This window comes from Mobilitalea sibirica, from assembly GCF_015999265.1.
Lineage (GTDB): Bacteria > Bacillota > Clostridia > Lachnospirales > Lachnospiraceae > Mobilitalea > Mobilitalea sibirica.
Genome location: NZ_JAEAGR010000016.1, coordinates 15,983 through 35,424, shown reverse-complemented (window position 1 = coordinate 35,424; position 19,442 = coordinate 15,983). Strand labels below are relative to the sequence as shown.

The window sequence follows — 19,442 nt, the reverse complement described above, 5'->3', positions numbered from 1 at the left end:
CTCGAAACCAAACGTTATGCAGTATAGTCAATCATATTGCCCCTTAGGCCGGTAATGTCGACTCCTTTACTTTCTTCTTCCTGCAACTCGTTCATATCCATTGCTTCTTCAAGGGTGATCTGTCTTCCTGACTGATTTTTCTGTTCCGGCATATTATCCTGTGTTTGGGCCTGTCCGTCTTGCATGAATGCATGGGTTTCTACAGTTACTTCAATCGCTTCCACCTTAATACCTTGATTATTCAAGGTTTCTCTTAGGGTATGCATCTGCCCTTCAATGGCTTCTTTTGCCAGCTCATTCTGTACTACAAAATGCGCCGTCATTGCACCGTTTTTAGACTGCAGTGTCAGGTTTACCTTACCAAGGTGTTCGGGATTTAACTGAAGCTCCATCGATGTCTGTTCCGGCTTAATAATTACTTTGATACGTTCAATAATCTGATTGGCAATTTCCCTAAGTTCGGTTATTCTTACTACATTTGCAGAATAATCAACCTTTGTTTGCCCGGAAGCTTCTGCCATCTGATTAACAAAAGTATTGAATTGCTTTGTCATGTCAGAATCCGATGAACTTTCATCACCGTGCTCCGAATAGGTTCCGGAATTAGTGTCCTCTGATTTGTTGACGTTTGCTATTTCCACCTGGATTTGCTTTTGGTTTCCTGATTGTAACTGTGACCGATCTTTTACATCCTTATTCATCGGCTGTAACTCTTCATTTAACTTGGCTGTCTCACCGTCATGATCTAACTCATTCGTCAAAAGATTACCAGAGTCAGCTTCCTTGGAAGCTTGTTCAGCCTGTTCAAGCAATAATTTCATCTGGTCCGGGGTAAGCATTAAGCCTGTTTCTTCTTGAACTCTATTCACTGCCTGAGTAAGCTGGTTCATTTTATCAGCCAGATTTTCATTTGTTAAAAATGCTGTTATATCGGACTCTCCTTCGGCTGCCAGAACCAATTGCTTTAAAGCATCCATATTCGTTAAATCAACCGGACTTAAACCTTGTTCTTCCATTAACTTATTAAACTCTTGTGGTGTAAGATTTAGTAATTCCATAACCGTCTGACGAATGGTTTCAATCATTTGCTGAATTTTAGCTACTAAGCTATCCTCGGTCTTCTCATCTGCCACCTGATCGGTTTCTCTGCTCGACATTTCTTCAGTTTTTGTAGAAGATTTAACCTTATCGGAATCCTTATTCGAAGTCTCATTCACTTGCTTTGATCCCTCTCTGTCTTCCTTTTGTACTGCTTTTTTCGAAGTATCTTTTTCACTGGCTGATGTTGCTTTGTCGTAGTCCTTATTAGTTTCCTTGGACTGAGTTACTGCCTTGTTATCCTTCGGTGCCTGATTTGTGTCTGCATCATTCGCTACCTTAAGATTGCTGTCCATAACCATATCAAAACCATTGCCGCTTTGTTTGTTCTGTGATGCCCCGGTACCGACGGTTCTTCCAAAGAAATTCCCAAACTGACCAATTACATTCTGTGTCGTCATATCCTCTCCTCCTTTCTTCAAGGCCAGCAATAGGATAAAACTTTTTGCTGCCTCTCTTATATTTATCGCAATTCTCAGTATTGCTTAATATGATTTCTCATCCGTTAATCACAAAGTCACATTGTTTCTATCTTAAATCATGCAACCCGGTAATCTGAATTAGATGATACATATAAGCTACCGAGAAGAATGCGCCACCTATTTCTCTAATTTTTCGGCATCCATATCAAGCATTTTCTTTGTTATTTTAGCTGCAACTACATTATCCATCTCCGCTAAAATCTCAGCACTCTCTTTCGGTTTCATAGATAGCAATATCTGTGCCACCGCTTCCACATCCGCAGTCATTGTCTCCAGAATTAGTGCTGCTGCCTCCGGATCCATACTTTTATAGATATTGGCTTTTTCTAATATTGCATCGGAATATTGCAGCTGTTCAATTACCTGTCTGTAGATCGTTTCTGCATTTGTCGGATTTATCTCTTCGTAATATTTTTTATATTCCTCGATATCCGGTGCTGCTTCAGCAAAGACTACATTTTCATCAAATTCCTTTACTCTTTCTTCAAAAGCCAGCTGATTTTCTTCAAAGGTTTTTAAACGATCGATTTCCGCTTGTAGTTCAGCGGTTTTCGTACTGCCATCCAGATTATTCTGGGTCATTTCCTCTATTAAAAGTTCCAGTTCTTTAATTTTGGCAACTGCTTCGGGAAGAGAATCATAGATATAATCATTTTCCTGGGCCAGCTGCTGGTCAGATACTTTTGGAAGAATTTGATTTATTATGGGTACATCTTTTATAATTGGTCTTAACACACCGGAGCCAAAGCCTCCGACATCCAGCTTAATTAACAATGCAAAAACGGCAAACCATATGATGGCAATTAAAAGAGCAATAATAACAGTCAATAGTTTATTCCCCTCTTTTTTTTCCATCCCAGCGTCCTTGTTCTTCTTTGCCATTATCTGTCCTCCTCACTTAGCGTAGGATTACGAAAGTGAAAGCTATTAAGCTCATCTACTTCTTTCCGTTCCTCTGCGTCAAATTCCAGCAAATATTCCTCCCATGCCTTCTCTTTGAGCTTTTCCTGTATTTTACGCTCTACCATGGCATCATGCAGTCTAATTCTTGCTACTTCAAGTCTCTGTTCGGCATTCTTGACGGCAATGACTTGCTGTTTGATTTGATGCTTCATTATGTCAATTGCATCCTCACAATGCTTTATTTTTAATAAATCAAGTCTGGAGGTTCTTAGTAACCTTAGTTCATCCTCATAGGAGGATTTTCGTTTTTCCAAAGCCTGTAGCTTGTCTTCTTCCTTCGTCAGACGAAGTCTTGCGTCTGAATAGGCAAGCTTAGCCTGGTCCTCCAGTTTCAACTTGACCTGTAATAGGTTTTCCATGCTATATCTGAATTTTTTCATTCTTTGTTAAAGATCTCCTTTAACATGCATATCTCTTCCTCAAAATCATATTTTTCATCTACTTCCTGTCTGAGGAATGCATTCACTTCTTTAATTTTTGAAATTGCATAATCAATATCTTCATTGGACCCAGCCTTATAAGCACCGATATTAATCAGATCCTCCGCCTCCTGGTAGGTCGCCAGTACATTTTTCAGTTTTCCGGCTGCCTCTTTATGTTCTTTATCCGTAATGGAGCTCATAACACGGGATATGCTCTGGAGAATATCAATCGCGGGATAGTGATTCTTATGACCCAACTTTCTGGAAAGCATGATATGACCGTCCAATATACTTCTGGCTGTATCCGTAATCGGTTCATTAAAATCATCACCATCCACTAAAACGGTATATAATCCGGTAATAGAACCTTTATCCGAATTTCCCGCCCGCTCAAGAAGCTTTGGCATCTCAGAATATACACTGGGCGGATATCCTCTGGATACCGGAGGTTCACCGGAAGCTAATCCGATTTCCCTTTGTGCCATTGAAAAACGGGTCAGAGAGTCCATCATCAGTAATACATCCTTTCCCTGATCCCGGAAATATTCTGCTATTGCCGTAGCAGTTTTCGCTGCTTTGTTTCTGATCAACGCCGGCTTATCCGAGGTGGCAACAACCACTACGGAGCGTTTTAAGCCTTCCTCTCCTAAGTCTCTTTCAATAAATTCCCGGACCTCTCTACCACGTTCGCCGATTAATGCGATTACATTGATATCTGCTTTTGTATTTCTGGCAAACATACCAAGAAGAGTACTCTTTCCTACGCCGCTACCGGCAAAAATTCCAATTCTTTGGCCTTTCCCTACGGTTAGCATGGAATCTACCGCTTTTACTCCAAGGGGTAAGACTTCATCAATTAATTTACGTTTCATAGGATCCGGTGGAGCAGCTTCTGCCGAGTAAAACTTCCTACAATTTAATAAAGATCCGTCGATGGGATTGCCCAGTCCATCCAAGGTTTTACCAAGGAGCTCTTCGCCTACAGGAACCTTGAAAGCTGAGCCGCTACCGAATACCTTGCTTCCGATACCGACCCCGGTCATGTCATCATAGGGCATTAGAAGAATTCGATTTTCACGAAATCCTACTACTTCAGCAACCTTTTTCTTATGTTTATCGTTACCTGTTATGTAGCATACATCATTTAAATTGGAATCCGGTCCCGTAGCTTCTATGGTAAGTCCCACCATTTTTACTACCCTTCCGATTTCCAGCTCATAATTCTTCTCCAGTAACTGTTTATACTTATCTAAATCAATTGAAATCATTCTGCTATCTTCCCTACTTAGTATATATCGACAAAAGACACAAATAACTAAACACTTCCAAGTAACTTCAAATCGGTAATTAAATTCCTTAATTGGACATCCAAACTGCAATCAATTACCCGTAACTGTGTTTCTATCAGACATTGGTTTTTATGAAGCGCAGTATCCTCTACAATATTTACCTGAACATCCCTACCGATGGCACTGATCAGAAAATCTTTTCTGTCATTTAAATATTCATAATCCTCACTACCTACCCGAATCGTATATTCATTCGTCTTTTCTGCATTTAAAAATGCCTTTTCTACCAAATACAGAATCACTTCCTGCCTGTCTTGTACCAAAATCCCAGTTATTTTTTCAATCAAAGCAGCCATGATTTCAACCATATGAGGCTCCAGACGGCGTACCATCTCGTCAAATTCCTCTTGCAGCTGTTTTGCTTTATCATCAAGAGCGGCATTCTTATTCTGTATCTCTATATTCGCCTGCTTTATTCCTTCTTCGTACCCTATTTGCTTACCTTGGGCTATGGCTTCTTCTTTCATCCGCCTTGCTTCCTGCTTAGCGTTTTCTATGATTTCCTGCGCTTCCTGCTTGGCATTCTCTAGGATACTAGCTTGCTTTTCGTTATTTTCTTTTTGTTCTTCTTCTGTTGGTAATGCATCCACTACAACCGCTTTGATACCTTCGACAAATTCACCGGTCTCTTCCTTCGATACCGTGGTCGTTAGCCTAAGATTTCTTTTTTGTAAAATCTCCTGATCTTTTTTGGCATTAACGTCGATTGTCTTTTTCACTGCCTCCTCATATCGTACGGAATAAGATTTTATCACATTAGACAATAATCTCGTCACCTCCGCCTCTCGAAATGATAATTTCAGAGGAATCCTCCAGTTTTCGAATAATATTAACAATACGCTGCTGCGCTTCTTCAACATCCTTTAATCGAACCGGACCCATGTATTCCATATCTTCCTTAATCATGGCAGCCAAACGTTTTGAAAGGTTATTAAAGATAACATTTTGTACCTCGTCATTGGCTCCCTTAAGGGCAACGGCAAGTTCATTGTTATCAACCTCTCTAAGGACTCTTTGGATGGATTTATCATCCAGACTAAGGATGTCTTCAAATACAAACATCTTCCTTCTGATTTCATCAGCCAATTCAGGTTCTTCAATCTCAAGAGTTTCCATAATATGCTTTTCGGTACCGCGGTCTACTGTATTCAATATCTCTACAATGGAATCCACGCCTCCGACAATGGTGTAATCCTGATTTACCAAGGATGCCAGCTTGCGTTCCAATACCTTCTCCACTTCCTTGATGACATCCGGGGATGTACGGTCCATTTGTGCGATACGTTTTGCAACATCGGCCTGTTTATCCGGTGCCAGGGACGATATAATCGTGGACGCCTGTCCCGGGGATAGATAGGATAAAATAAGGGCAATGGTTTGGGGATGCTCGTCCTGTATAAAGTTTAAAAGCTGAGAAGCATCCGTCTTTCTAACAAATTCAAAGGGTCTAACCTGCAAGGATGCAGTAAGTTTACCGATGACATCCCTTGCCTTATCACTACCTAAGGCCTTCTCCAGAAGTTCCTTTGCATAGGCAATACCACCCTCAGCAATATATTGCTGTGCAAGGCAGATCTCATAAAACTCATCCAGAACCTGGTCCTTCGTCGCAGGAGAGATACTCCTGGTATTAGCTATTTCTAACGTTAGTTGTTCAATCTCATCTTCTTTTAAATGTTTAAATATACTTGCTGACCGCTCCGGTCCCAGGGATATCAAAAGGATAGCGGCTTTTTGAATACCTGTTATATCATTACTGGTGTTTCCCGATCTTGCCATTTTCTATCCCTCCTTAACTCCATTCTTCATTGAGCCAGTTGCGTAGTAGCTGGGCCACAGCATCCGGCTTCTCGTCAACAAATTTCTCTATCATCCGGCGAACCTCAGAGACTTCATTAAATTCGATATCTTCAATTGTTTGATTTTCCTTCGTGGTTGCCAACAATTGTTCCACGGATAATTCAGGCTCCAGTTCGGTAACCTCCACCGGACCAAATCCTTTAAATACCACAAATACTAAAAGTGCTATAATTAATACGGTTAAAATAATCTGGAGATAATCCGTCCAGCTTCTTACTTCTACCGCTCTTGGTATAAATACAGGCTGTCTATAAGCCATAATCTGAATATTCTCTTCCGCAATACCGGTTGCTAAGGAAACCATAGTTATGATTTCAGGATCTACAGGCACCCTTTCCCGTTCACTGTTTTGCAGGGCATATTCCTCAAAGGTGGTGTCTTCGAGTAAACCCTCTAGTTCCAATTCTTCTTCTGTTCTTGAATCGATTTGCCTAAGTACAATACTAATTGAGGAGTCCTCCGGAATTACCGCGCCGACTTCATATTCGATATTGGTAACCCTTTCATTCGGAAGATAATCAATCTCTTCAATCTCAACGCTTCCGGTGGAGGATGCCGAATCCGGCATCATATAATCAGTTTCATCGTTCGAAGAGGTTCCCGGTGGCCCGCCACCACTTGATCCGGCATTTTCAGAGGTATAGGAGTAATACCGACCAAACAAACCTTGCTCTTGCCCCTCTGCAGGCAGATATTCGGTAAATAATTCTGTTACTTTATCCATATTAAAAGTTAAATTCGGCATGATTTCCACATCATCATAACCGCTTTTAACCAATCCCATATATAAGTTATTAATAAAGGTATTACGAAGTCTCTCTTTAAAATCTTCATTGGAGTTAGCACTTCCGGAATATAGATCCTGTCCTCCACCATATAAAAGGTTACCGTTTTGATCGGCCACCTTAATTTTTTCTGTTGTGCTGTTACCTATGACAGATGCAACCATTTCAGCAATTGTTTCCGCTGTCTTTGGTTCAAAATCATCATTTACGGTAAGTAATACGGATGCACTGGTATCCTTGGCAACTGTAAGTATGGAGTTACTGTCCTCGACCGGGATATAGTAAACCTGAGCATCGTCAATACCTTCCATTGTAATAATATAATTGCGCAGTTGATTCTGCATATACAAATTAAGCTTAAGCGTACGGTCACTGTTCGTAGTACTTAAGCTATTATTCAAAAGTTCATCTAAAGACAGACCGGTGGACGGCATATCATTGCTGGCAAGTAATAATACCGCATCGGAGTACCTCTTTAAATCTACCGACACCGTCATATTATCGGAACCCAACTTATGTTCGATTCCTTCCTCATTCAATAGTTCCACAACCTGGCTGGCTTCCTTTGGGGAAGCTGTTATCGTTAATACTTCATATTTTACCCGGCCTAACAGAACAATTAATAATATAAACGCAAAAAAAACAGTACTGACTACACTAATGATGATAGTCTTCTGTTTGCTGGTATACTTATTCCATAATGTTAATAAATTCTTTGGTACTTGTTTCAATCTCTCAACCATTGCCTAATGCTCCTTAAGAATATATTCATCTCTTCCTAAAATTGCAGGGCCATAATCTCTTTATAGGCGTCCATTACTCCGTTTCTTATGGCAACGGTATATTGCAGAGACAAGTTAGCCTTTTGCTGAGCAACCTGAAGATCATGGGTATTGTCCATAAGACCCAGGGAAAAAGCCATCTCTGCTTCTTCTGCTGCATTCGCATAGTTATTGGTCTCTTTCACCAGCCCTACCGCTGCCTGAAACAGACTTTCGAAGGTAGCATTACGATTCTCCTTCGCCTTGGTGGCAGAATCAATCCCATATTTACTAAATTCAGATAAATTACCTACTGATGCTATATTCATAGTTTACCTCCGATTTATTTTCCAACCTCTAAACCTTTAAGCGCCATGTTTTTTGTAGCATTAAATGCCGTTACGTTAGCTTCATAGGATCTGGTTGCATCAATTAAATCAGTCATTTCCTGAACGATGTTTACATTCGGATAGGTCACATAACCCTCTTCATCCGCGTCCGGATGGGATGGATCATAAACCTTACGCATGGCCTTATTGTCTTCTACGATTTTAGTAACTTTAACACCGCTGCCAACATTACCTGCCGTCTTCATCAACACTTCCCCAAAAGGGGTCATATCCTTTTCAGCAAATATTACGGCTTTTCTTTTATATGGATTTCCATTCTCATCCCGGGTCGTGTTCACATTGGCAATATTTTGAGAAATAATATCCATCCTTAGCCGTTGTGCTGTCATTCCGCTGGCACTGATATTCATTCCGTTCATAGCCGACATATCTGCTTCTCCTTTCGATATCCTACCATTTATAATTTCTTATCAAAGATTGTGTTTTTTTACTTTTCCTGTTTTTTCCTTCGTTTTTTAACACTTTATTCTATTGTTTAATTCATCGTGTCATCTCATTGTACTGAACGTACACCAAATTAAGCCCCAATCCTCTATCTGGACTGAAGCACTAATTTAATACGGTTAAATTCCTGTGTCATTGAATCCAGTAATGTATAATATCTGACCTGGTTTTGTGCCAGATTTGCCGATTCCGTATCAATATCCACATTATTACCATCCATACGGTAACTTAAATTCGCATTATCCGTATAGATCCGGGCATTTAAAGAATCAAGCCTTGCACTGGCTACCCGCTTATCAAGCGAATTATCCCCAATTAAGGCAGACATCAGATATGACTCAAACTGTACATCTTTACGCTTATATCCCGGTGTGTCTACGTTTGCTATGTTGTTCGCGATTACTTCGTTCCGTTTCCAGCTGGCATCCGCAGCCTTATCTAAAACGTTTATGTAATTAAATGCATTTGAACCTATCATGTTTGCACTCCCTTCCCGTATATAATCATTATAATAAATATTTCAAAAAACACAAGATATATTTGAAAAATTAGTAGAATAATACTAAACCTTGTATTATTCTGGTATTTCGGGTCTATTCCGGATGTAGATTTTTCTCATATTATTTTGTTAATTAGCACTGATTTTTCGAAGCATCAGGATCAACATTTTAATTCGGAGAAATGTCTATATAGGTTAGGGTGTCAAAAGTCTTTTGTCAAACTTTGATTCGTCAAAAATGCACATACATTTTCTTTATTCAGAGTGATACAAACATAATTTGGTGAGCAACTGTATGAAGTCGTTGGTACTTAGACCGCGTGTTTTGCGGTCTTATGTACCACTACGTACTTCATCCAAGCGAGAGCGTGTTGCGACTAAATTATGTTTGTATCACGAATACAACAACTAGAATGTGCAAATTGACGTAGGATATTTAGTAGTGGACTTTTGACACCCTAACCTATATAGCAAAAAAAGGACTTATGAGAAAAATCCTCTCACAAATCCTTTTGCATCCATGTTAGATCAACTGATCGTTGTTATGGCAAAATCCGTTTAACTGTTCATATTCTTTAATTCATCAAATACTACGTCATTTAATACTTTGATATAGGTTCCCTTCATTCCTGAAGAACGGGATTCAATCACTCCGGCACTTTCAAATTTACGAAGTGCATTTACTATAACAGATCTTGTAATTCCGACACGATCTGCAATTTTACTTGCAACAAGAATGCCTTCATTACCTTTTAACTCTTCAAATATATGGGTGATCGCCTCTAACTCGGAGAAGGATAAGGTGCTGATTGCTGATTTTACAATTTGAACCTTTCTGTTTTCCTCAGCGTTTTCTTCATTTACCGATCTCATCATCTCAAGTCCAACAACTGTTGTACCATATTCACTTAATATGATATCATCCAGATTATATTGCTGTCCTGTTTTATATATGAATAATGTACCTAACCTCTCTCCTGCGATATCAATCGGAGTTATGATTGCCTGGTAGGTATCAACGTCTTCAAATTCAAAACCCAGTGTTCTTAAATTAACATTTTCTTTTGTTGACAATATATTCAAAAGTCTCTCATTTAATAAACTGTCTATATGTCTGCCAACTGCATCCTTGATCAATTCTTTAATCTCAATAATATCTGCTCGGTTCTTCACGCCAAGAACCTTACCCTTACGACTGATAACCAAAACATTAGATGCTAATATCTCACTTAAAACAACACAGATGTCATTAAAAACAACCTTATGCGAATTATTATTATGCAATAGGTTATTAATCTTTCTTGTTTTATCTAATAACTGTACACTCATGAAACGGTTCCTCCCAGATTTGTTCTTTTCCTCCCTTAAGGTATCCAAAGTTATTCGAAAAGTTGTAAAGCGCATAAATTGATATCTATCACAAAACTTAACTGCTAGTGAATCATACTTTTCTTCGATAGTTATACAATCATTTATTGTTAATTATTAATTTGAACAAGGCAATGCAATTAGTATTATTTTCTAATTGTATTACCTTTTCAATTTTATCATATGTTATTTGTAAAAACAATACTTTTTTCACCGTTTTGACACACTTTTTTAAATAATTTTCTAGAATTATATCCAATTCCGTCATTTTTTGAAATAAGTAACTGATTTGTCTTTACATTTTTATATGATTAATTATTTTGAACATTTATTACATTGCCGCATTTTTCATTACTGCAAACTAATTTATTCCCTTTTTCCAGTAAAACACCACCACATTTATCGCAAGGTTTATCGGAGGGTTTTTGCCAGGTCATAAATTCACAGTCCGGATTATTACTGCAGCCATAATATCTTCTGCCCTTTTTCGTCTTACGAACTACAACATCACCACCGCAGACCGGACAGGATACGCCAATCTTCTCCAGATAAGGTTTCGTGTTTTTACAGTCCGGAAATCCGGGACAGGCGAGAAATTTTCCATGGGGGCCGTATTTAATAACCATGTTTCTGCCGCATAAATCACAAAGTTCTTCGGTAACTTCATCTTCAATCTGAATTTTATCCAGTTCCACATGGGCATTCTTAACCGCTTCATCAAGATCCGGATAAAAGTTTCTTATAACGGTTCTCCAATTAACAGATCCATCTTCAATAAAGTCCAATAAAGATTCTAAATTCGCTGTAAAATTGACATCTACAATACTCGGAAAAGCACATTTCATAATATTATTTACTGCCTCTCCCAGTTCTGTTACATATAAGTTCTTATTTTCTTTTGCGACATATCTTCTGACAATAATTGTGGTAATTGTAGGTGAATAAGTACTGGGCCTTCCAATCCCTAACTCTTCCAAGGTTTTAACCAGAGAAGCTTCCGTGTAATGGGCAGGCGGCTGAGTAAAGTGCTGACTTTTTGATAGCTTCGAAAGTGGTAAGGTATCGCCCTCTTTCAAATCTTCAAAACCTACCGCATTCTCTTCATCCTCGTCTCCCGGATTATAGACACTCATAAAGCCCTCAAAAATTAGTTTTGAGGTAGAGGTAGAAAACCTGTATTCATTACCTTCTATTTTAATTGTTGTGGTTTCATATTTGGCCGGCTGCATCCTACTGGCTAAAAATCTCTTCCAAATCAACTGATACAAGCGATATTGATCCCTGGATAGAGAATCTTTAATCTCAGCCGGAGTATATTCAATGTAAGTAGGGCGGATCGCTTCATGGGCATCCTGTATCTTCTTACCGGTACGTTTTAAATTCTCTTCTAAAGCAACAAATTCAGCGCCGTAATTGTCCTTAACATATTCTTTGGCTGATTTGTCTGCCTCATCACTGATACGGATGGAATCCGTACGAAGATAAGTGATTAAACCGACCGTACCATGTCCCTTAATATCAATACCCTCATAGAGCTGTTGAGCCAACTGCATGGTTTTTTGTGTAGAAAAATTCAAGGACTTAGCTGCTTCCTGTTGAAGTGTACTGGTGGTAAAGGGTAACGGCTGTTTACGAATTCGTTCACTTTTCTTAACTTCCTTTATCATAAACTTTGCGTTATCAAGCTTTTGCAATATCTCATTCATTTCAGCTTCATTACGAATGACTGTTTTTGTGCTTTTATATCCGTTAAATTTAGCTACCAAAGGCTTTTTCTTTCCTTTGATTGTAAATTCAGCTTCCAGGTTCCAGTATTCCTCCGGTACGAAAGCATTGATTTCATCCTCACGGTCACATATAATACGCAGGGCTACTGACTGTACTCTACCGGCACTAAGACCTCTCTTTACCTTATCCCACAACAGCGGGCTAATCGTATAACCCACCATACGATCTAATATTCTTCTCGCTTGTTGTGCATTTACCAGATCCATATCAATTTCTCTGGCTTGCTTTATTGATGTTTTTACTGCATTTTTTGTTATCTCATTAAAGGTAATCCTGCTGGATATTTTATCTTCTAATTTTAATGTATGATATAGATGCCAGGAAATCGCCTCACCCTCACGATCCGGGTCAGTCGCAAGATATACTTTGTCTGCTTTCTTAACTTCCTTACGCAGCTTAGCGAGTAAATCACCTTTTCCTCTGATTGTTATATATTTTGGTTCAAAATCGTTATTTATATCGATACCTAGCTGGCTTTTCGGTAAATCCCTAACATGACCGTTCGAGGCAAGAACCTCATAATTCGTTCCCAGGAATTTCTTAATCGTCTTTGCCTTAGCCGGAGATTCTACGATAACAAGATTTTTTGACATGATGTTAGTTCCCCTCATTTCTTTGTGTAAGTCAAATCCGCATCAGGTCCCATCCAAAAGTCCCAGCTGATATACCTCTGTTACATACGCCTTGGCGCATTAGCGTCCAAATGTCAGATTGTGCCTTTCAAGATTTCCGTTCGAATTCTGTAAATCCGCAATTAATGGCTTTCATATACCTAGAGGTAAGCCATCGCAAACGATGGCTATCATTATATTCCTATTTATTCAATCAGCTTAAGACCGATGTCATTTTCATGTATCATTCACGGGTTACGTAATAGTTTTTCATCGCCTGGCGAACAAACCCTTGCAATTCCAATAACACTAACTGTTCCATTAATGCATCCAAAGGCAGATTCGTTTCTAACGCAATCTCTTCTATGTGTTTTGGTTCCAAGCTTAAACAAGCATACACTATTTTTCCTTTTGTTTCAAGCAATTTATTATTTTTTTTACTTTCCACAACCTTTTGACCGTAATTTGGTATGAAATCTTCCAGAATATCTTTCGGAGTTGTAACTAATTTTGCCCCCATTTTTATTAAATTATTACAGCCCTCACTTAAGCGGTCCGTTGCTCTTCCAGGAAGCGCATAAATCTCTTTCCCTTGTTCCAGCCCCATATCCACAGTAATCAGTGAACCGCTTTTTTCTTTCGCTTCAATTACCAGTACAGCGTCGCTCAGTCCGCTGATAATACGGTTCCTCATTGGAAAATGTCCTGCTAGCGGGCGTGTTCCCGGCGCATATTCAGATATGATACCTCCATCCTTTTGCATCTCCATATATAAATTAATATTTTCTTTCGGATAACAGATGTCGATTCCACAGCCTAGGACTCCGTAAGTAACACCACAGGCAGTTAAGGCTCCTTCATGGGCATAGGAATCAATTCCTCTGGCCAGTCCGCTGATAATTTCGATCCCTTCTCCTGCCAATGCACCGGCTAGGTATTTGGCCATCTCCTTACCATAGGCCGAACATTCTCTAGCCCCAATGACCGCTATCTTTTTCTTCTGCTCCTCGGGTAGTTTTCCTTTAATATAAAGAGCAAAGGGCGCGCCGTATATATTTTTTAAGTTAATTGGATAACGGCTATCCTCCTTCGAAACAAAATATATGCCTTGATTTTTAAGTTTATCATAATTTTTCTTAATTTTTTCCTTATCACGGCTATTCATTAGGTTGTCTATGTCGGTTTCTGTTAGTTTCCCCCTATTATCATACCCATTCATAATATATGCCATTAATTCATTTTTTGACGCATGAAAAATATGCTCTGCCTTTTCAAAATAATGAATCAACTTTTCTATTTTCACCGGACCAATCTTGTCTAGATTGGCCAGCCAGTAATTATATTCTTCAAATTTCATGGTCTTACTCCTTTGTACAATTATTATAAAGCACTTGTTGAATGTGGTTGCTTACACTTAACTCATATCCTCCTCTTCTCTATATAAATTCATATTTTTCAAAATTTCATATTGAGAATTAATGATCAGCCAAAACTGAGGATTGAACATCATGATATTCCAATAATCTATGCCAGGTAAATTGTATTCTAATTGCAGATTTAATAGAGCATCAATCGTTCTTGCATCAACAAACCATACGATATGTTCAATCGGTCTTCCATAATTTATTACCGTATACGTAAAATAAGGTGTTTGCGACATTTCATCAAATTCTATACTAGCACCCACATTGCTTGCCAGTTGAATCACATTCGCATATATCAATGTATTAACATCAGAAAAGCCGGCTACAAAAGGCAGCTGCCAATCTTGACCTATACTTGGTATCCCTAACATTATTTTATCCGGAGTGACATATCTGTCTATGAAATCTATAAACTCTTCTATATTACTGACAGAAATGATTGGGGAAGGTGGCAACATATCCATCACTCTCTCATTATTCATAAAAACAATATAATCAGTTAGCTGATTAATCTGTGAATAATCCACTCTTTCATATCGGAGTACATCGTCTATCTCTCTGATTGGATTGATTGTAACAAAAACAACATAGCCCTCCTGAGTAAGACGTTTATTAATTTTAGTTAAATATGATTCGTATAAGCGTAAATTAGAAATATTCAGATACTGGAATGCGAGATTAACTCCAAAATAACCTTTTTCTTTTAATATAGCGAGGATATTGTCTATAAGTCTATTTTGAAATTCTTCATTTATTAATATATCATAAGCAATTCCTATATTGGCTTCTCCTCTGATCGATAGTGTAGTTATTAACATAAGTGGCATCACCCCGTATTCTCTGGCAACTCCAATCATATCTGTTTCATCATAATGAGTAATAATATCGCCCTCATCTGTTGCTGTATAATTAATAATTGAAAGATAAGTTAAATACGGCAACGTTTTTCTGAAAGTATTCTCATTAATAAAAGGAAATGTATTCCCATGTATCATAATGTTTCCTTTTGTGTTATTGTATTTAATCACAATCGTTTCTCCAGGATATATATACTCCCTATCAGTTAAATGCGGATTGTTTCTATATAATTGCATGATCGATACATCAAAGGCTGTCGCGATATCTTGCAGTGTATCACCTTCTTGTACGGTATAGGTTTGTACTGGAAACGCAATAACGATACTTTGTCCGATAACCAAATCCCTTAAATTCTCCAATCCATTGTCTTGAATTAACCTCATAACAGAAATATCATACTGATCAGCAATCGATTGAATGGTATCTCCCGGTCTTACAACATGTATTATCATAAACTACCTCACTGTTGCTTTTAGTTAAATATATGTTGTGTTATGGATTCCTATCAATGTTTTATACATAACTCTAATTACACCCCTATATCTCACAATTGTTTGTTTCTTACCCAACAACTTCATAGTTAGGGATTTTTATGATATTAACATCATAGATTATCACTCTCCCCAATACTTCTGGTCCATACTGCGATAACAGATAGCTTCGCTGATATGCTTGGTATGGATTTGTTCACTCCCTTCTAAATCGGCAATAGTTCTGGCTACCTTCAGAATCCGATGATAAGCTCTGGCACTGAGATTCATCTTGATAAAAGCCTCTTCTAGCAGTGACTGTTCCTTCGGTTCCAGCTTACAGTATTTTTTTATAGAGCGGGGAGTCAGCTGTGAGTTGAACCAGATCTTTTGCCCTTCATAACGTTTCAGCTGTATTTCTCTGGCGATGCTGACCCGTCTTCTGATGTCGTCAGAGGATTCCTGCTTTTGTTCTGTCTGTAGCTCTTTATAGTTCATCTGTAAGGCTTCGATACAGATATCGAAACGATCCAAAAGGGATTGGGATATTCGGTTCAGATAACGTTTTACCAGATTAATGGAACAGTTGCACTTGTTTCTGTCCGGATAATAACCGCAGCTACAGGGATTCATAGCGGCAACCAACATAAAGCCTGCCGGATAACGGTAAGTTGCATTCAGTCTTGCAATGGTGACTGATTTATCCTCCAGGGGTTGTCTTAAAACTTCGATTGTATTTTTTTGAAATTCTGGTAGCTCGTCTAAAAATAAGACGCCAAGATGTGCCAGACTGATTTCACCGGGCTTTGGAAGTCTTCCTCCGCCGGTCAGTGCTGTCTGTGTTATGGTATGATGGGGAGAACGAAAAGGACGTTTTGAGATGAGAGCCTTATTATCCATAAGGCCTGCTATACTATAGATTTTAGAGATTTCCATACTTTCTTCAAAGGTCAGTTCAGGCATAATGGAGGGAATTCGCTTCGCCAACATGGTCTTACCGGAGCCGGGCGGACCAATCATCAGGATATTATGCATGCCGGATACGGCTATCTCAATGGCTCTTTTTGCCGCCATTTGTCCGGCCACTTCAGAAAAGTCTATGTTCTCTGCCATCTCATTATGTTCAAATAACTCTTTGATATCTACACATTCAGGTTCCACCTGATTATTATTATTTAAAAGCGACACCACTTCATTAAGGCTGGTTACGCCGTAAGTCTGTGCGCCGCAAACCACCGCCCCTTCTCTGGCATTTTCCTTAGGAACGATAAACTTAAGAAAGCCCTGCTGCTTTGCTGAGTAGACAATGGGCAGGACGCCGTTTACTTTATTAATATTGCCGTTTAAGCTGAGTTCTCCGATAATTAAGGTATCTTTTAGACTTTCCTCCGGAATGTATCCGAAGGCTGCAAGAATAGCGATTGCAACAGGCAGATCGAAAGCGGTTCCTTCCTTTCTGATGTCTGCCGGTGACAGATTGACGGTAATACGTTTTGCCGGAAGCATATAACCGGAATTTTTTAGTGCAATTCTTACCCTTTCCCTGGCTTCCTTTACCTCGGAACCGAGGTAACCCACCATATCAAAAAGAGGTAATCCGTCACTAATATCAGCCTCCACGGATACAATCAAGCCATCTATACCGTGGACTGCAGCACTGAATGCTTTGCTAAACATGAAAACTGCTCCTTTCATTGTCTCTCCTACAATGAAGGAATCATTTGCTTTATGGGTAGTATAGCAAAGCTTAAGATATATGACAAGAAATATTTTACATTTTCATGTTTTTGCTTCTATTTTACATCATACTCACATACACTGCATTTGAACTATGATATCATATGGTTCTTTGTCCATAATAACTACTTCTGCACCTAACTTATTCAGTTTCTGTACAAAATTATCATATCCTCTTAAGATATGGTTTAACCCATATACTCTCGATTCACCCTCTGCAATCAATGCAGCCATAACAAGTGATACTGCCATTCTTATATCCGTTCCATTTAATGAGGTTCCTGTAAGCTTTTGCATCCCTTGAATCATTGTATTAGAAGAGATACTCCAATTCACCATTCCCATTTTGCTTAGCTCATGTAAATGATTAAATCTCTCGCTATGAATTGTATCTTTGATTGTTGAAGTACCATTACAATTCAGGGCATAAACCGAGGCAAATGGTTGTAAATCCGTTGGAAACCCCGGGAATGGTAACGCCTCAATCTGAATCGGTTTCAATTCACAATTTCTTGCATCGATATGAAGGCTGTTCTCCATAGTTTTGATAGAAACCCCTGAATCGGAAAGTATTGTAATCGCTGACACAAGATGTTCAGGAATGATATTTTTAATGATACCCGTCCCCTTGGTTGCTGCCAGCATGAATAAAAAAGTACCTGCTTCCAGACGATCCGGTATCACTTCATGATCTGCTCTAATTAACCTCTTGTCGGATGGCTTAATACGTATAACCGGAGTACCTGCACCGGTAATCTTAACTCCCATAGAATTTAATAATATTGCCATATCAACGATTTCCGGTTCCATGGCGGCATTGTAAATGACGGTTTCACCTTCAGCTGCACTGGCAACTAACATAGCATTCTCTGTTGCGCCCACACTGGGGAACCTAAGGAATATATTCTGTCCCTGATACGGAAAGTGTGTTGCCTTACATTTTACATACCCATCAACAACTTCTGATTGAATACCGAATTTCTCGAATACATATAAATGAATATCAATTGGTCGATTGCCAATCTTATCTCCACCGGAAAGAGGCACTACTGCCTTTCCAAACTTGGCCAAAAGGACACCCAAAAACAAATTTGATGCTCTGATTTGTGAGACATATTGTTTGCTTAATACATTGTATTTTATATTACCTTTTATCTTAACCGTGCTATGATTACAGATTAGTTGTATACCAATTTCCCCCAATATACCCTTCATGGCATCTACATCTGATATGACAGGGGCATTGGTTAATACCCCTTCCCCGTCACCTAAACACATCGCAGGAATTAAAGCTAGTATTGAATTCTTGGAACCACTGATTTCTACCTCTCCTTTCAGTGCTTTTCCTCCATTCACTCTCAAATACGATTCGTTCGTCGCCATTTTATATATATCCTCCATCTATTTCTGCAAAAGCAATATTTTAAGGATTTATTACCTTTGATTTTAATACAAATCATAACTGTTACGAATATAATTAGTCTCTATATCATAATATCGATAACTATATCATTTGGTGCTATTAATATCTATAGATAATATGTTTAAAAAGAATTTAATTTCATATTCTTCTTGATTATGAGACTTTTCCCACCTCATTATAACTTAAATAATTGGAATTTGCCACCAGTTTTTTTAATCATAATAACTTTCCTGTCCCCGGTGCATATAATAAAGCAACAAGAGTTGTAAAGGTGATTATATGCGCATTTGTGACCTTCGGGAAAAAGAAGTCATTAATTGTAGAGATGGTTTACGTCTAGGATATGTATGTGATATAGAATTTGATATCTGTACTGGATGTATGACACATATCATTGTACCCGGTCCCTGTAAATTATGGGGTATGTTTGGTCGTGAAAACGAATATGTCATATGCTGTGAATGTATTAAGCAAATCGGAATTGATGTAATTTTAGTCGATGTGGATATTGAAAAATGTCTTGTTAAATTCTAATGTTGATGCAATTTTATATAAAAATCAGTCGATTACCCCGTTATTTTGTTACATTTCTGTTTATTTGTAATTATTTTCTTGACCGTTAGAACAATCTTCAATATAATCAAGGTATATCTAAATACTTACATTTTGAGAAAAACTTAAGATCGAACA

At 38.5% G+C, this 19,442-nt stretch carries 17 protein-coding genes; 1 reads left to right on the top strand and 16 read right to left on the bottom strand.

Annotation, left to right across the window (positions count from 1 at the left end; translation table 11 throughout):
- Positions 1 to 14: 14 nt before the first annotated feature.
- The 16 genes from I5677_RS13875 to murA all read right to left on the bottom strand — a co-directional run bounded on the left by I5677_RS13875 (position 15) and on the right by murA (position 18,712).
- Positions 15 to 1,499 (bottom strand): flagellar hook-length control protein FliK, encoded by a 1,485-nt coding sequence (locus I5677_RS13875; RefSeq protein ID WP_197662236.1) that lies wholly within the window; start codon positions 1,497 to 1,499, stop codon positions 15 to 17.
- Positions 1,500 to 1,697: 198 nt separating this feature from the next.
- Positions 1,698 to 2,462, bottom strand: coding sequence for a MotE family protein (locus tag I5677_RS13870; protein ID WP_197662235.1), 765 nt, complete (start codon positions 2,460 to 2,462; stop codon positions 1,698 to 1,700).
- On the bottom strand, positions 2,462 to 2,923 hold the full coding sequence (fliJ, locus tag I5677_RS13865) for a flagellar export protein FliJ (RefSeq protein ID WP_197662234.1): 462 nt from the start codon (positions 2,921 to 2,923) through the stop codon (positions 2,462 to 2,464). Before fliJ ends, I5677_RS13870 begins: the two co-directional genes overlap by 1 nt.
- A complete protein-coding gene (fliI, locus tag I5677_RS13860; RefSeq protein ID WP_197662233.1) occupies positions 2,920 to 4,233 on the bottom strand; it encodes a flagellar protein export ATPase FliI in 1,314 nt (437 codons plus the stop codon). The genes fliJ and fliI overlap by 4 nt, the downstream gene beginning before the upstream one ends.
- A gap of 47 nt (positions 4,234 to 4,280) precedes the next feature.
- Positions 4,281 to 5,069: a FliH/SctL family protein gene (locus tag I5677_RS17460; protein WP_197662232.1), complete on the bottom strand. Its 789-nt coding sequence runs from the start codon at positions 5,067 to 5,069 to the stop codon at positions 4,281 to 4,283.
- Position 5,070: 1 nt separating this feature from the next.
- Positions 5,071 to 6,093 (bottom strand): flagellar motor switch protein FliG, encoded by a 1,023-nt coding sequence (fliG, locus tag I5677_RS13850; RefSeq protein WP_197662231.1) that lies wholly within the window; start codon positions 6,091 to 6,093, stop codon positions 5,071 to 5,073.
- Between the two features lie 13 nt (positions 6,094 to 6,106).
- Positions 6,107 to 7,702 (bottom strand): flagellar M-ring protein FliF C-terminal domain-containing protein, encoded by a 1,596-nt coding sequence (locus I5677_RS13845; RefSeq protein WP_197662230.1) that lies wholly within the window; start codon positions 7,700 to 7,702, stop codon positions 6,107 to 6,109.
- Between the two features lie 35 nt (positions 7,703 to 7,737).
- Positions 7,738 to 8,049: a flagellar hook-basal body complex protein FliE gene (locus I5677_RS13840; protein ID WP_197662229.1), complete on the bottom strand. Its 312-nt coding sequence runs from the start codon at positions 8,047 to 8,049 to the stop codon at positions 7,738 to 7,740.
- 14 nt (positions 8,050 to 8,063) lie between these two features.
- A complete protein-coding gene (gene flgC / locus I5677_RS13835) occupies positions 8,064 to 8,498 on the bottom strand; it encodes a flagellar basal body rod protein FlgC (RefSeq protein WP_197662228.1) in 435 nt (144 codons plus the stop codon).
- Positions 8,499 to 8,662: 164 nt separating this feature from the next.
- On the bottom strand, positions 8,663 to 9,052 hold the full coding sequence (flgB, locus tag I5677_RS13830) for a flagellar basal body rod protein FlgB (RefSeq protein ID WP_197662227.1): 390 nt from the start codon (positions 9,050 to 9,052) through the stop codon (positions 8,663 to 8,665).
- Positions 9,053 to 9,631: 579 nt separating this feature from the next.
- Entirely contained in the window at positions 9,632 to 10,402 is a 771-nt protein-coding gene (gene codY / locus I5677_RS13825) for a GTP-sensing pleiotropic transcriptional regulator CodY (RefSeq protein ID WP_197662226.1), read from the bottom strand.
- 350 nt (positions 10,403 to 10,752) lie between these two features.
- Entirely contained in the window at positions 10,753 to 12,822 is a 2,070-nt protein-coding gene (gene topA, locus I5677_RS13820) for a type I DNA topoisomerase (protein WP_197662225.1), read from the bottom strand.
- A gap of 262 nt (positions 12,823 to 13,084) precedes the next feature.
- The gene (gene dprA, locus I5677_RS13815) at positions 13,085 to 14,197 is read right to left on the bottom strand and encodes a DNA-processing protein DprA (RefSeq protein ID WP_197662224.1); all 1,113 of its coding nucleotides are present in this window, start codon (positions 14,195 to 14,197) and stop codon (positions 13,085 to 13,087) included.
- Between the two features lie 57 nt (positions 14,198 to 14,254).
- Positions 14,255 to 15,574, bottom strand: coding sequence for a LysM peptidoglycan-binding domain-containing protein (locus I5677_RS13810; protein ID WP_197662223.1), 1,320 nt, complete (start codon positions 15,572 to 15,574; stop codon positions 14,255 to 14,257).
- Positions 15,575 to 15,736: 162 nt separating this feature from the next.
- A complete protein-coding gene (locus I5677_RS13805; protein WP_243456609.1) occupies positions 15,737 to 17,287 on the bottom strand; it encodes a YifB family Mg chelatase-like AAA ATPase in 1,551 nt (516 codons plus the stop codon).
- 114 nt (positions 17,288 to 17,401) lie between these two features.
- Positions 17,402 to 18,712, bottom strand: coding sequence for a UDP-N-acetylglucosamine 1-carboxyvinyltransferase (gene murA / locus I5677_RS13800; RefSeq protein WP_197662222.1), 1,311 nt, complete (start codon positions 18,710 to 18,712; stop codon positions 17,402 to 17,404).
- Positions 18,713 to 19,031: 319 nt separating this feature from the next.
- Here murA and I5677_RS13795 point away from each other — a divergent pair, with 319 nt between their 5' ends.
- A complete protein-coding gene (locus I5677_RS13795) occupies positions 19,032 to 19,286 on the top strand; it encodes a YlmC/YmxH family sporulation protein (protein ID WP_197662221.1) in 255 nt (84 codons plus the stop codon).
- Positions 19,287 to 19,442: the final 156 nt, after the last annotated feature.